The following is a 13,930-nucleotide window of genomic DNA, read 5'->3' on the forward strand; positions in this document are numbered from 1 at the left end:
CATGCGCCCTGCCCTCCTGTTTCTCGCCTCCCTCGCCTCGGCGCTCGGGCTCTCCGCCTGTGTGCCTGCCCCCGGCCACGACAGGCTGGCCGCCCGCCTCGCCCCCCTGCTGGCCCCGATGGAGGCCCGAGGCGCCCGCTGGGGCATTCTGGTCACTGACGACACAGGGCGCGTGCTCTACGCGCGTCATGAAGGGCAGCGCTTCGTTCCAGCCTCGAACGCCAAGCTTTTCACGACGGCTGCTGCGCTCGTCGCCTATGACACGCTCACACGCCCGCCCTATCAGCTCGATACGACCCTGTTCCTGGCACCACGCAACAACGGAGCGCCCGATCTTATCCTGCGCGGCGCGGCAGATCCGTTTCTCTCCGCCGCGCCGGGTTGCACGCAGCAATGCCTGACCGAACTTGCCGATTCCGCCGCCAAAGCTGGCCTCAAACACGTTCATGCCGTGATCGGTGACGACACCCTGTTTGCCGATACGCGCTGGGGCGATGGCTGGAGTTGGAACAATCTCTCCACCCGCTATGGCACAGCCATTTCAGCCCTGACGCTTGACGACAATATCGCCTCTCTGATCGTGATGCCCGGCCCAGTCGAGGGCGCACCCGCCACCGTGTCGGCCATCACCCCGGCCTATCGCGTGGTGAACCATGTCGTGACACGCAGTGATGCGGCCGAGGCACCGGCAATAAGGCTCTTCCCCGACAGCGACACGGAGCGCGGTACCGGCATCCTCACAGGCGCCATCAAGCCGGGTCCCACTCCCCTGACTGTGCACTCTGGCATCGTCGATCCCGCGCAACTTGCCGCAAGGCTACTGGGGGACATGCTGGTCGCCCGTGGGGTGCGCGTTGATGAAACGAAAGCCCGTCATCGCCCAGAGGGTGAGGACGCCGCCCCACAGGACCTCCCGTTTGTCCGTCTGGGCGCCATGCCGCAAAGACCGCTTGCCATCGATATCAGACATATCCTCAAGAACAGTCAGAACCTTCACGCCGAACTTCTTCTGCGCCGGCTTGGCCTCCTGGCCGGTAAGGGAACGGTTCAGGCCGGGCTGGAGGAACGCGAAAAGCTTCTGGCTTCAAGCGGCGTGGATTTCAGCCGCGTTTCGCTGGCCGATGGCTCTGGCATGTCGCCCTATGACCGTGCCACTCCACGCGATATCGTCTCGCTGCTGCTCTGGGCGCAACACCAGCGCTGGGGCGGTGAATGGGCCGATGATCTGCCTCTTGCCGCGACCGATGGCACGTTGTCTCATCGCTTCGAGGGCACCGCTGTCGCAGGCAGGCTCCACGCCAAGACAGGTACGCTCAACGGCACCCACGCCCTTTCCGGCTATCTCGTTACGGCAAGTGGTCGCAGGCTTGCGCTGTCCATCCTGCTCAATGACGTGCCGGAACCCCTCTCCGTCGCAACCGCACCTGCAAGACCGCCGAACGACGTGGCCCCACGCCCGGCGGCCGGTGAGCGTCCCACCGACGCCATCGACCGCGTAGTTGAAGCGCTTGCCGCCGTGGAATGACAGCCGCGTTCGCTAGAGCCGCGCCATCTCGCGGGTAAATTCCTGACGCAGGATCTGGATGAAACTGCGGGCAATGCGTCGCAGGGCGTGATCTTCGCGATACACGGCAGAACAGGTTATCGTCATGGGTGGATCAAGGCGACGCGCTGTGGGCAGGCTCGAATCATGCAGGGCGGTGAAAGCGTCCACAATCGCCCATCCTGCGCCGAGCCTTGCCAGTTCTGCCGCCATATAATGCGTGCGCACCCTGATGGCAGGAGACACCTCCCAGCCTGCCTTTTTCCAGGCACTACTGAGCGCCCATGATGTCGGATCGTGATCGGCCAGCCCGATCCAGCGCGCCGGGTCAATCGTCTCAAGCCGCACCGGCCCCTCTTCTGTCGTACTGTCGAGCAGCACCAGAGGTATCTCGGCCAGTGCCTCACAGATCAGCCCGGGCTCTTCGGCCACGCCGAAGATAATCCCGAAATCGAGATCGCGCTTGCGCAGGCCCGCGATGATCTCGGCTCCATGCAGCGTATCCACACTGAGCATGTTATCGCCCGATTTCTCGCGATAGCGGTTGATCACGCGTGGCACCACGCTGAGCCCAAGGCTCGGCACGCAACCAATCGACAACTCATGCCCTCCTCTGCCGGTGCGCAGGTTTTCGGCCAGACGGGAGAGATCGGCGAACTGATCGAACAGGGCTGTAATGCGCGGCAGCATGATCTGTGCCTCACGCGTGGGCACAAGACGGCCTTTCACGCGATCGAACAGCGCGAAACCAAGAGACTGCTCAGCATAGCGCAGCGCCTTGCTGGCAGCGGGTTGCGACACGTTCAGCGCCTCGGCAGCCTGACGCAGCGAGCCCGTTCGCATGACGTAATACACCAGTTCGATGGAGCGCAGGCGCAGTGCCATGATCAGCCCTGCACCCTGCCCGTTCTGTCGATACCGAGCGCACGGGCGGCCTCCGTTGCAATTGCGCGCCGAAGCGCCACCACGCTGTGACCGCCTGAGGGATGCACACGATTGGTGAGGATCAGCACATAGCTGTCGCTCACAGGATCAATCCAGAGAGACGTGCCAGTAAAACCCGTATGCCCGAAGGAGCGGGGCGAAAACAAATCACCGCGCGGTGTGGAGTAATGGGTGGCAATATCCCAGCCCAGACCGCGCAGATCGGTCTTGCCGGAAGGCTGCTGCGGCGTCGTCATCATTTCCAGTGTCTCACGACGCAACGGGAAAATGCTCGCACGACCGGCCAGCCGGTCCAGCAGAGCCTGAGCGTACAGACACATGTCATGCGCATCGGAGAAAAGCCCGGCATGCCCCGCCACACCGCCCATGCGACGTGTCGTTGGATCATGCACCACGCCACGCAGCATGATGCCTTTTTCGTCGTACTGGGTCGGGGCGATCAGGGTGCCCAGCGCCGGGTCGGGCCGATATCCGCTATGGGTCATGCCTATAGGCCCGAGGATGTAGCGGGCGACATAGGTATCAAGCGCGAGACCGCTCAGCTTTTCCACCACCAGCCCGAGCGTGATGTAGTTCACATCGCTATAGACAAAGGCATTGCCCGGTATGGTGGCGGGGCGCATGGCCATGACGCGTTTCACCGCCTCCTCCTTGCCCTGCCAGGGCTGACTGAGATCGATATCGGGAGGCAGGCCGGAATAATGGGTCAGCAGCAGGCGTATGGTCAGAGCGCCTTTTCCACCGGCCTCGAAACCCGGCAACACGGACGAGACAGGCTGATCGAGGCTGAGTCTGTTCTGCTCGACAAGCTGCATGATCGCGAGCGCCGTCATGGTCGGCTTGGTCAGGGAGGCCATATCGAAGCGCGTATCCCAGCTTTCGGCCTCGCGATGGGGAACCAGCGCACGGGCACCATAGACAAAACGGTGAACGATGGCCCCGTGATGCCCGATAGCCAGTACGATACCGGGGCACTGACCGGCTTTCACAGCATCCCGCGCCAGGCGGTCCACCCCGGCAAAGGCCGAGGGTGTCTCACAGCCAGCAAGACCGAACAACGCCACGCCCCCGCACAGCAATGCACGGCGGGGCAGACCCATTTTTGTCTCAAGCTTCGTGATCATGTCGCATCCGGTATGACGGTCCAGTTCGGTTGCGCAACATCACCACACCCTGTGGCATCGTGATAGCCCTGGAATACGACACAAACCCCGCGCGTTCGACATGCTGAAAGAGCAGATTGCCTGCACTCTCAGCCACTTGGATCGAATGACGTGCGCCGGGTCATAACCTGAGGTTAAGGGAGGGCATTATCTTCCCAATGGATGACGCGCCCCACGCCCCCTAGGCTTGACCTGTTACACGAAAAACAAAGGCAGGGTCCGTGGCGCAGCGTCAGTCCGTTACTGTTATAGGGGCCGGTGTCATCGGTCTCTCGACCGCTTTTGCCCTTTGGCGCGACGGGCATCATGTCACCCTTGTCGAACGTCACGACACCCCCGCCAGCGGTGCCAGCCGGGCCAATGGGGGCCAGCTCAGCTATCGTTACGTATCCCCTCTGGCCAGCCCATCGGCCCCGCGTGAGGCACTGTCATGGCTGGGGCGACCCGGCTCGCCTGTAGCCTTGCACCCCAATACCAACCCGGCACAATGGGTCTGGCTCGCGCAGTTCCTGCGGGCCTGCACCCCGGACAGGTTCCGGATGGGTAGCCAGGCCTTGCTCACTTTGGCCCTCGAAAGCCAGAGCGAACTCGCGACATGGCGCAGCGCGGGTCTGGGGGGTTTCGACTGGGAGAGGCCGGGGAAACTCATTCTGTTTCGCAATCCACGCAGCATGCAGCGCAATGTGGCCAATCTGGCCGATCCGCAGAATCAGCGCGTCCTGTCGCCTGATGCATGCCTCGAACTCGAACCGGCTTTTGCCGCACTCCGGCCCGGGCTGGCTGGTGGTCTCTTCACGAAGGGCGAGGAAGTGGCCGATTGTCATGCCTTCTGCCTGAAACTGATCGAGACCATGCGCGAGTCCGAACGCTTCCGGCAGGTTCAGGGCGAGGCCAGTCTGTCACGACAGGGCACACGCTGCATCGTGCATGTCGACAACAGGGCTTTGCCCTCGCGTCTGGTCGTGCTGGCAGCAGGGCTGGGGTCAAGAGCACTGGCACGCCAGATCGGGCTCAACCTGCCGCTCTATCCGTTGCAGGGTTATTCACTCACCCTCACGCCCGCGCCAGGCCATCTGCCTGCCGTCAGCGTCACCGATTATGACCGGCGTGTGGTCTATGCCCGCCACGGTGCAAGACTGCGCATCGCTGCGATGGTCGATATCGGTCGGTCGGGCCCGCGGGCCGATGCGAACAGGATTGCGCAGCTGCGTCACCTTGCGCAGGAAGCCCTGCCCGGCTCAGGCCCTTACGAGCAGGCCGAAAGCTGGATTGGCCAGCGCCCCGCCACACCGGACAGCGTGCCGATTATCAAACGCGGCCCGTGCGAGAACCTGCTACTCAATGTCGGTCACGGGGCGCTCGGCTTTACCCTGGCCGCCGGATCGGCCCGCCGGATTGCAAGGCTCGCGGCCCAGACCGCGTGATACGTGGTGCTACACCCTCGCTCCCACAACCCTCGCTCTCGACCAACAGCATCCTTGGAAAGGACAAGCGCCATGCCCTCTTCCCCCCTGACAGGTCGGCGCGCCCTGCTGCAGGCCAGCGCCTGTGCGGCTCTGGCTGCCTGCCTGCCACGCCATGCCCGTGCGAGCGCCAAACCTGCCTCCATGCAGGGTCTTGAAGGATTGAAAGCCCCGGTCACGGTCATCGAGGATCAGTGGGGTGTCCCTCACGTGCGTGCCGAGACATCAGGGGATGCCTTCTTCGCCAATGGTTATCTGATTGCCCGGGATCGCCTGTGGCAGCTCGATTTTGGGTACCGGCAATCGATCGGTCGGCTGGCAGAGGTTTTCGGCCCTGATTTCCTGCCTTCCGATCAGGCCAACAGGCTTTTTCTGTTTCAGGGTGATTGTCAGGCCGAATGGGCGCAATACGACCCGGCCATACGCGAGGCCGCAAGCGCCTATGTTGCCGGGATCAACGCCTTTATCCGCACCCTGACCGACGAGGAGAGGCTACCGCCGGAATTCGCGCTTTATGCCTATCGCCCTCTGGAATGGTCACTGGATGACCTGATCCGCATGAGGGCCGAGCCTACAGGCAACACAGCGCTTGAAGTCAGAAGGGCGCGTCTCGCGGCAAGGGGCGAGGCACTCCTCGATCTTGATGGCCTCATCACCCCCCGCGAACCCGATGGCCCGCTCATTGTCCCGCAGGGGCTGGATACGGGCGCCGTGTCACATGACGATCTTGGCGCGCTGGGCGTGCTGCAAAAGCGCCTGCCTCTTGGGGCCATTCATGCCGCAACCCTGCATGGCGATATGGGCCATCGCCGCGCCAATGAAGGCAGTAATGCCTGGTGCATTGCCCCGCATCGCACGGCGACGGGACGCCCCATTCTGGCCAATGATCCACACCTCTCCTTCGGCGTGCCGGGCCCTCGTCATGTCATCCACCTCACAGCCCCGGGCCTGGATGTGATCGGGGCAGGTACGCCGGGGATGCCTGGCATCATGCAGGGCCATAATGCCGATATTGCCTTCGGGCGTACCAACTTCCATATCGATCAGGAGGATCTGTTCGTTCTGAACACCCATCCCGATCATCCTGACCGCTACTGGCATGACGGGGCATGGCGGGAGATGACACACAGGCGCGAGACCATCGCCATACGCGGTGCCGCCCCTCGGGAAATCGTGCTGCGCTACGCCGCGCAGGGGCCGGTGATTGCACAGGATCTCTCCCGGCGACGTGCCATTGCGGTATCCGCCACATGGCTGGCACCGGGGGCCAATGCCCTGCTGGGTAATATCGGCATCAATCTTGCCAGGGACTGGCCCCAGTTCCGTGAGGCTCTGCGCCATCACACAAGCCCGACCAATTTCACCTATGCAGACCGGCACGGTAATATCGGCTGGCAGGCGGCTGGCGGGCTTCCCCGCCGTCGCCCGCATCATGATGGCCTCATGCCTGCCCCCGGCGATGGCCATTTCGACTGGCTGGGATTACGCCCGCTGGAGGACCTGCCCCACCAGTTCAATCCGGCCAAGGGCTGGTTCAGCACCTCCAATGAAATGAACCTGCCAGAGCCCCCGGGTTTCACCATCAGCCATGAATGGAGCCCGCCCTATCGCCATGAACGGGTGGAGCAGGTGCTTGATGCCACCCCTCGGGCCAGCCTGGCGGACAGCATCGCTCTGCAGCACGACACACTTTCGCTACTGGCGCTGCGGATGGTCGCGCTGCTACCGGAGCATGACACGCGTGATACGCTCTCCCGGCCCGCGCTGCCCCTGTTGAAAAACTGGGATGGTCATGTGACGGCCAGCAGTGCTGCCGCAGCGCTTTACGAAGTCTGGGTGACCCGGCTTGGCAAGGCTCTGCATGAGCGCTTCATCCCCTCCGCACTCAATGATCTTCTCGCAGCCGAACTCAGCCCCGTGACGCAGCTTGGTCTTCTGGAAAACGCCCGGAATTTCGGTGGCACGTCGCCGGAGCAGAGCCGCGAGGCGTTCATGCTGGAACAACTCGACCGGGCCTATGCCGAATGTGTTTCGCTGATGGGGCCATTGCCCGCTGCCTGGCAATGGGGACGCCTGCATAGTTTGACCCTGCATCATGCTCTGGAAAACGACCCGGCCATCGCCGCCAGATTTCCCTCGCCGGGCGGTCCTGGTTTTGGTTCGGGCGGTGACCATTACACCGTCATGGCGCGTTGGTACGATCCTGGCCATGTGAAGGACAACCCCTACGCCGTAACAGGCGGGGCGAGCTTCCTGATGGTTTGCGATGTAGGTGCATGGGATAATTCGCTCTTTCTCAATTTCCCCGGGCAATCAGGCGATCCGGCCTCGCCCCATTATGCCGATCTGTTTTCGCCCTGGTACAAGGGCGAGATGCAGCGCTTGCCGTTTTCCCCTGCCCAAGTGGATCGCCTTGGCGTCAAACGCGCGCTTCTGACACCCCAAGGGTAAGATTTGCTTCGAGCCATACAGGCCGAGCTTTTCAGAGGCGTGAGAGCCACGAGGTTGGCGGGCGCGGATAGGGCCAGTTTCTGGCCTGAAAATACGCAGCCAGTCGTTCATCGATGCGGTCTGTTGTCTGCTGTGCCTCCTGCGCCAACCCCTGACGGAGGGTCCCGGGCACACCCAGCAACGGCCCCACCATATGCACGGCTGTCCCCGCTGCCGAGGCAGCCGATGCCACACCAATACCTGCCCCCGGCATGGCGCCCGTGGTGCTGGTCGTGACGAAGCTCAGCAAAGGCGTGTGGCGACTACCCGCCTCCGCCAGAACGGTCCTGACCTGTAGCTCAGCCTTGCCCGCACCATAGCCGATCAGCAGGCGCGCCATGGTGCTTCCGGGCCGAATTTTGGTCAGCGTGCAGGTCAGGGTCATATCGGCAGGCTGTCCCGATGCCACCACAGCAAGATGGCGGGCAGACAGCATTTTCTGCAAATCGTTCATCAGTGCCACCCGGGTTGTCGCCACGGCTGCGTCATGACGCCGGGCACGATCGGCCTTGCGAGGCGATACGCTTTGATCATCGATCACAAGGGCAATCTGATGGGGTGGCAGGAGGGAGGGATCACTGGCCGTGACTTCGGACGCCACATGCGTTCCGGCGCAACCAGCCAGCACGAAAAGGGGAAGCAGGATGACAAGCCATTCCTGCAGCGCCCTCAGACAATTCTTTACGGTATTCATGCAGCCAGTATCGCCAGTGCGTTGCTGGCCCGCTAACATGATCAGGGCATATACCAACAGGATCGGGCCATAATGGGTATAAACGCACCCCTGCTGATCGACCGTATCGGAAGCAAGGCTGACCTGTTTCTCGACCGCGATCGTGATCGCACTGAGCGTATAGGCCTTCATCGGCACCCGCACGGCGAACTTGGCCTGATAAAGCGGGGGCATATTGTTACGGCTACCGAACAGGCGCGATGGATGATCCCCGCCGGTCAGGCCTACTGGGTTCCACCTTACATGGCTCATGGTGGCGACATGGCCGGGGTCGATGGATGCCGGCTTTATATTTCCGCTTCTCTCGCCCAGGAACTCATGCCGGACGAACCTGCTGCCCTGACCGCGACACCTCTGATGGAAGCGCTCATGTCACGTTGGGAGCGCGATTTGCAGTCCCCCTGCCCCGTGCGCCCGATTGACCATCATCTTCTGGCTGTCATGCGTGATGAGATTGAGACCAATCTTGCGAGCCCTGTACTCCTGCCCATGCCACGCCATGCCCTGACTCGCGCCGTGCTGTCGGATTGGGCCCGCCATTGTGAAGAAAAACTGTCGCTTGACGACCTTGCATCGAAATGTGGTCTGTCCCGTCGAAGCTTCACGCGTCGTTTTCATGCCGAAACAGGCTTATCGCCGGGGGCGTGGATGCAGATCGCCCGCATCATACGAGGCTGTCAGCTTTTGGCAGCCGGATTACCGGTTACCGAAATCGCGCTCATGCTTGGTTATGAAAGCGTGACGAGTTTTGTCACGCTGTGTCGGGCCCATACCGGGTTCAATCCGACAACACTCAGGCAGAAAATCTGAAAGGCAACCTGCCGTGATAACTGCCGTGATATTGGATCAGGGGGAGAGTGCTCTCCCCCGCCCATATCCCGTCCGATCAATACGGGGTGACCTGTCAGAGGCGACCCATGAGGATAAGGATCAGCAGAACGAGAACGATCAGTCCGACGCCACCGCCAGCGCCATAACCGGTCCAGGCCGTGCCATACCAGCCGCCATAGCCACCGAATGTGCCGAGCAGAAGAAGAACGATGATGATGATGACAATGAGATTCATGGCGAGCCCCTGTGATCGGTAGCCTTGATTGCGCCACCGTAATGCTATCACGCCCCAAAGCCTGGCAAGTTCGCCCTATGACCCTGGACGGCCCATATTTTAGGTTTGCCGGGTATTCCTGCCACAGCTGTTACATGATGGCTCGAAGAGGGACATATCGCGCACAGCGCATTTCAGGCTGCGTCTCCCAATCATGACAGTGCAGATTTACCTGTTTCAAAGCCACAACCGGATTGCTCGTTAACGCCCTCCCTGCGTCCCGACGCCCTTTCCCGGAATGAGCGCTTTGCTGATCCACGCGCTCGTATCGATGAGGCTGTGCATCGGCCCGCATCCGGATAAGTGTTACAGACCACGGCTCGCCCTCGCTCCCGGGCTTCGCCCGGGCGGCCCGTATCCTGCGGTGTTTCTCCTATGAGATTCCTATACGGCACGAGGTCTCTTCCTCTGTCATCCCTATGCCCGCCAGCCGGATAATGCTCCCCTCACTCTGGGAGCTTTCCTATGCTGGACAGTCTTTACTGCGCGCTTGGCCTCATGGGTTTTGCGCTGTGCCTCGGTCTCATTTCGGTCTGCAAGAGGATCTGACATGACGCCCGATTTCGTCCTGGCGGGCCTCGTGACCCTTGGCTTGCTGGCTTATGTCACCGCCGTCCTTATCCGCCCCGAAAGATTCTGATCATGACCCTCTCAGGCTGGATCACCCTTGCGGTGTTCTTTCTGTGCGTGGTGGCCATTACGCGCCCGCTGGGTGGCTTTCTCAAACGTGTGCTCGAAGGTGAGACGCATCTTTTCCAGCGGCTTTTCGGCGGGCTGGAACGCCTCATGTATCGCCTTGCAGGCGTTGACCCGAAGCGCGAGCAATCCTGGTCGCATTATGCGCTGGCCGTCATCCTGTTCAAGATTTTCTGCTTTGTCGCCGTCTATGCCCTGCTGCGCCTTCAGGGGTTTCTGCCGCTCAATCCGGCGGGTCTGGGTGCGGTATCACCCGACCTGGCCTATAATACGGCGGTCAGCTTCCTGACCAACACCAACTGGCAAAGCTACGGTGGTGAGACCACGCTGAGCCCGCTCAGCCAGATGCTGGCCCTCACGGTTCAGAACTTCGTTTCCGCTGCTGCAGGCATCGCCATTGCAGCCGCCATCATGCGCGGCTTTGTGCGACGCAGCGCCTCGACAATCGGCAATTTCTGGGTCGATCTGGTGCGCGTCACGCTTTATGTACTGCTGCCCGCCTGTATGTTGCTCACCCTGTTCTTCGTGCTGGAAGGTGTTCCGCAAACCCTGACCGGGTCGGCCTCCATCTTCACGCTCGAAGGCGTGAAACAGACAATCGCGCTGGGGCCTGTGGCGACTCAGGAAGCCATCAAGATGCTCGGCACAAATGGCGGTGGCTATTTCAACGTCAACTCCGCTCATCCTTTCGAAAACCCGAATGCGCTGACCAATTTCGTCCAGATGCTTTGCATCTTCGCGCTGGGAGCCGGGCTTACCAACATGTTCGGTCGCATGATCGGGCAGGAAAAGCAGGGCTGGGCCATTTTCTCGGCCATGTCGGCACTTTTTCTCATCGGCGCGGGCGTTCTCTACTGGTCGGAGGCCCATGCCAATCCGCTCTTCGCGTCGCTGGGGCTGGATGGCACGCTGGGGAATATGGAAGGCAAGGAAACGCGCTTTGGCATTGCGGCCTCCGCTCTTTTTGCCACGGTCACGACCGATGCCTCCTGCGGGGCGGTCAATGCCATGCATGAGAGTTTTCTCCCGCTTGGCGGTATGGTGCCGCTCATCAACATGATGCTGGGTGAGGTGATTTTCGGCGGCGTCGGTTCGGGGCTGTACGGGTTCCTCCTCTTTGCGCTCATTGCTGTTTTCATGGCAGGCCTGATGGTGGGGCGCACACCCGAATATCTGGGCAAGAAAATCGAGGCGCGCGAAATCAAGATGACCATGCTGGCCGTGCTTTGCCTGCCACTTGTCATGCTGGGCTTCACGGCGCTTGCCGTCGTGCTGCCAGCGGGCCTTTCGGCACTGTCTGCCAGCGGTCCGCATGGTTTTTCCGAAGCGCTTTATGCCTACACCTCGGCCGCCGCCAATAATGGCAGTGCCTTTGCAGGCCTGACTGCGAACAGTTTCTGGAACGTCACGCTGGGCATCGGCATGATGATCGGGCGGTTTTTCGTGATCATTCCGGCACTCGCCATTGCCGGCTCCATGGCTACCAAAAAAGTGGCTGCCCCCACACCGGGCACTTTCCCGACCGATAACGGCCTCTTCATTGCGCTTGTCGCCGGGGTGATCGTGATCGTTGGCGGCCTCACCTTTCTCCCTGCCCTCGCTCTCGGCCCGATTGTCGAGCATCTCGCCATGCTCCACGGCACGACCTACTGAAAGGCGCCCATACGATGATCTCCTTTCCCTCACCCGCGCCTGGGTCCCATGCCGAGGCACCATCGAAGCGCCCGCCCTCACGCCCGAAATCGGGTGTGCTGAATGCGGCGCTCGTGCTTCCCGCACTGGCTGAAAGCCTGCGCAAGCTCGACCCGCGTATCATGATCCGCAACCCGGTCATGTTCGTCGTCGAGATCGTCACCTGTCTGACAACCGTGCTGCTTTTGCGCGACCTCATCAAAGGTGTCCCCCATACCGGGTTTGCGCTGCAGATCACGCTCTGGCTGTGGTTCACGCTGCTTTTCGCCAATTTTGCCGAAGCCATCGCCGAAGGGCGTGGCAAGGCGCAGGCCGACTCACTGCGTCGCACCCGCACGGAGACGCGTGGGAAGCGCCTTCTGCCCAGTGATACAGGCGCTTTCGGTCCTGCCGGACTGTATGAGGAAATTCCCGCCCCCGAGCTGGTTGTGGGCGATGTGGTCCTGGTCGAGGCGGGCGATTTCATCCCGAGCGACGGGGAGGTGATCGAAGGCATCGCGTCGGTTGACGAGTCAGCCATTACGGGTGAGTCCGCCCCTGTCATTCGCGAAAGTGGCGGCGATCGATCGGCCGTCACAGGCGGCACACGTGTGCTGTCGGACTGGGTGATCGTGCGCATCACGGCAGCCCAGGGCTCGACCTTTCTTGATCGCATGATCTCTCTCGTGGAGGGCGCGCAGCGGCAGAAAACACCCAATGAGATTGCCCTGACCATCCTTCTGGCTGGCATGACGCTCATCTTCATCATCGCCGTGGCGACCATTCCGTCCTTTGCGCATTACGCTGGCGGCTCGATTTCGGTCATGGTGCTCGTGGCCCTGTTCGTCACGCTCATTCCCACCACCATCGGGGCGCTTCTCTCTGCAATCGGCATAGCCGGCATGGACAGGCTGATCCGCTTCAATGTGCTCGCGATGTCGGGCCGTGCGGTCGAAGCCGCGGGCGATGTGGATACGCTTCTGCTCGACAAGACCGGCACCATCACAATTGGAGACCGTCAGGCCTGTGCCTTCATGCCCGTGCCGGGCGTGACCGAGCAACAGCTTGGCGATGCGGCACAACTTGCCTCGCTGGCCGACGAAACGCCGGAAGGCCGCTCCATTGTCGTGCTGGCCAAGACGCGTTTCGGGTTGCGTGGACGCGAACTCAATGCCTCAGGTGCACAGTTCGTCCCGTTTACGGCACAGACACGCATGAGCGGCGTCAATATCGGCACAAGACAGATACGCAAGGGCGCTGTCGAGAGCGTGCTCGCGGCAGCAGGGCCAAACGCCCCCTCCGCCGCCCAGATACGCAGTATCGCCGATGGCATCGCCCGTCAGGGTGGCACCCCGCTTGCGGTCATGGATGACACGCATCTGCTGGGTGTGGTGCATCTCAAGGATGTGGTGAAAGGCGGCATACGCGAACGCTTCGCCGAGTTGCGTCGCATGGGCATACGCACGGTCATGATTACGGGTGACAACCCCCTGACTGCCGCCGCCATCGCCGCTGAGTCGGGCGTGGATGACTTCCTGGCCCAGGCCACACCCGAAGCCAAGCTGGCCCTGATTCGCAGCGAACAGGCTTCGGGCAAGCTCGTGGCCATGTGCGGCGATGGTACGAACGATGCCCCCGCCCTCGCTCAGGCCGATGTGGGCGTTGCCATGAATACCGGCACTGTCGCCGCCCGCGAGGCGGGCAACATGGTCGATCTCGACAGTGACCCGACAAAACTGATCGAGATCGTCGGTATCGGCAAGCAGCTGCTCATGACGCGCGGTGCGCTCACGACTTTCTCGATCGCCAATGACGTGGCCAAGTATTTCGCCATCATTCCTGCGATGTTCGTCGGGTTCTATCCTGCGCTGTCCAGCCTCAACATCATGCATCTGGCCACCCCGGAAAGCGCCGTGCTTTCAGCGATCATCTTCAACGCCCTGATCATTATCGCGCTCATCCCGCTTGCATTGCGTGGCGTGGCGTATCGCCCGGTGGGTGCTGCGGCGCTGCTGCGGCGCAACCTGCTTATCTACGGTGTTGGCGGGCTCATCGTACCGTTCATCGGCATCAAGCTGATCGATCTGCTCATCACCCATATCGGTCTGGCCTGAGGAGGCC

General features: G+C 61.8%; 11 protein-coding genes. 7 read left to right on the plus strand and 4 right to left on the minus strand.

Features of this window, described 5'->3' with window-relative positions; translation table 11 throughout:
- Window position 1: 1 nt before the first annotated feature.
- Complete coding sequence (dacB, locus tag ED655_RS13250) at window positions 2-1,525, plus strand: D-alanyl-D-alanine carboxypeptidase/D-alanyl-D-alanine endopeptidase (protein ID WP_162993528.1); 1,524 nt, start codon at window positions 2-4, stop codon at window positions 1,523-1,525.
- 12 nt (window positions 1,526-1,537) lie between these two features.
- Here dacB and ED655_RS13255 read toward each other — a convergent pair whose 3' ends face one another.
- Window positions 1,538-2,428 (minus strand): LysR family transcriptional regulator, encoded by an 891-nt coding sequence (locus tag ED655_RS13255; RefSeq protein ID WP_240993665.1) that lies wholly within the window; start codon window positions 2,426-2,428, stop codon window positions 1,538-1,540.
- A gap of 2 nt (window positions 2,429-2,430) precedes the next feature.
- Window positions 2,431-3,612, minus strand: coding sequence for a serine hydrolase domain-containing protein (locus tag ED655_RS13260; protein WP_122050567.1), 1,182 nt, complete (start codon window positions 3,610-3,612; stop codon window positions 2,431-2,433).
- 260 nt (window positions 3,613-3,872) lie between these two features.
- Here ED655_RS13260 and ED655_RS13265 point away from each other — a divergent pair, with 260 nt between their 5' ends.
- Window positions 3,873-5,075 carry an FAD-dependent oxidoreductase gene (locus ED655_RS13265; protein ID WP_122050568.1) on the plus strand — a complete coding sequence of 401 codons (1,203 nt, stop codon included), beginning with the start codon at window positions 3,873-3,875 and terminating at the stop codon, window positions 5,073-5,075.
- 72 nt (window positions 5,076-5,147) lie between these two features.
- The gene (locus ED655_RS13270) at window positions 5,148-7,565 is read left to right on the plus strand and encodes a penicillin acylase family protein (RefSeq protein ID WP_122050569.1); all 2,418 of its coding nucleotides are present in this window, start codon (window positions 5,148-5,150) and stop codon (window positions 7,563-7,565) included.
- Window positions 7,566-7,596: 31 nt separating this feature from the next.
- Here the strand turns inward: ED655_RS13270 and ED655_RS13275 are convergent, their stop codons facing one another.
- On the minus strand, window positions 7,597-8,511 hold the full coding sequence (locus ED655_RS13275; protein WP_122050570.1) for a DUF4410 domain-containing protein: 915 nt from the start codon (window positions 8,509-8,511) through the stop codon (window positions 7,597-7,599).
- Here ED655_RS13275 and ED655_RS13280 point away from each other — a divergent pair.
- On the plus strand, window positions 8,458-9,147 hold the full coding sequence (locus ED655_RS13280; RefSeq protein WP_240993668.1) for an AraC family transcriptional regulator: 690 nt from the start codon (window positions 8,458-8,460) through the stop codon (window positions 9,145-9,147). The two genes, ED655_RS13275 and ED655_RS13280, sit on opposite strands and share 54 nt — an antisense overlap.
- A gap of 94 nt (window positions 9,148-9,241) precedes the next feature.
- Here ED655_RS13280 and ED655_RS13285 read toward each other — a convergent pair whose 3' ends face one another.
- On the minus strand, window positions 9,242-9,403 hold the full coding sequence (locus ED655_RS13285; protein WP_023978831.1) for a DUF3309 family protein: 162 nt from the start codon (window positions 9,401-9,403) through the stop codon (window positions 9,242-9,244).
- Window positions 9,404-9,992: 589 nt separating this feature from the next.
- On the opposite strand from ED655_RS13285, the gene ED655_RS13290 reads away from it, so the two are divergent.
- Genes ED655_RS13290 through kdpB form a run of 3 tightly spaced genes read left to right on the plus strand, consistent with a single transcriptional unit; the run spans window position 9,993 to window position 13,923 of the window.
- Window positions 9,993-10,082: a potassium-transporting ATPase subunit F gene (locus ED655_RS13290; RefSeq protein ID WP_023978830.1), complete on the plus strand. Its 90-nt coding sequence runs from the start codon at window positions 9,993-9,995 to the stop codon at window positions 10,080-10,082.
- A gap of 2 nt (window positions 10,083-10,084) precedes the next feature.
- On the plus strand, window positions 10,085-11,791 hold the full coding sequence (gene kdpA, locus ED655_RS13295; protein WP_122050571.1) for a potassium-transporting ATPase subunit KdpA: 1,707 nt from the start codon (window positions 10,085-10,087) through the stop codon (window positions 11,789-11,791).
- A gap of 14 nt (window positions 11,792-11,805) precedes the next feature.
- The gene (gene kdpB, locus ED655_RS13300) at window positions 11,806-13,923 is read left to right on the plus strand and encodes a potassium-transporting ATPase subunit KdpB (RefSeq protein ID WP_122050572.1); all 2,118 of its coding nucleotides are present in this window, start codon (window positions 11,806-11,808) and stop codon (window positions 13,921-13,923) included.
- Window positions 13,924-13,930: the final 7 nt, after the last annotated feature.

Origin of the sequence: Asaia bogorensis, from assembly GCF_900465345.1 — a bacterium.
GTDB lineage: Bacteria > Pseudomonadota > Alphaproteobacteria > Acetobacterales > Acetobacteraceae > Asaia > Asaia bogorensis_A.

Coding starts and splice junctions, on each gene's coding strand:
- dacB (WP_162993528.1), top strand. CDS start 2: ATGCGCCCTGCCCTCCTGTTTCTCGCCTCCCTCGCCTCGGCGCTCGGG.
- ED655_RS13255 (WP_240993665.1), bottom strand. CDS start 2,428: ATGGCACTGCGCCTGCGCTCCATCGAACTGGTGTATTACGTCATGCGA.
- ED655_RS13260 (WP_122050567.1), bottom strand. CDS start 3,612: ATGATCACGAAGCTTGAGACAAAAATGGGTCTGCCCCGCCGTGCATTG.
- ED655_RS13270 (WP_122050569.1), top strand. CDS start 5,148: ATGCCCTCTTCCCCCCTGACAGGTCGGCGCGCCCTGCTGCAGGCCAGC.
- ED655_RS13275 (WP_122050570.1), bottom strand. CDS start 8,511: ATGCCCCCGCTTTATCAGGCCAAGTTCGCCGTGCGGGTGCCGATGAAG.
- ED655_RS13285 (WP_023978831.1), bottom strand. CDS start 9,403: ATGAATCTCATTGTCATCATCATCATCGTTCTTCTTCTGCTCGGCACA.
- ED655_RS13290 (WP_023978830.1), top strand. CDS start 9,993: ATGACGCCCGATTTCGTCCTGGCGGGCCTCGTGACCCTTGGCTTGCTG.
- kdpA (WP_122050571.1), top strand. CDS start 10,085: ATGACCCTCTCAGGCTGGATCACCCTTGCGGTGTTCTTTCTGTGCGTG.
- kdpB (WP_122050572.1), top strand. CDS start 11,806: ATGATCTCCTTTCCCTCACCCGCGCCTGGGTCCCATGCCGAGGCACCA.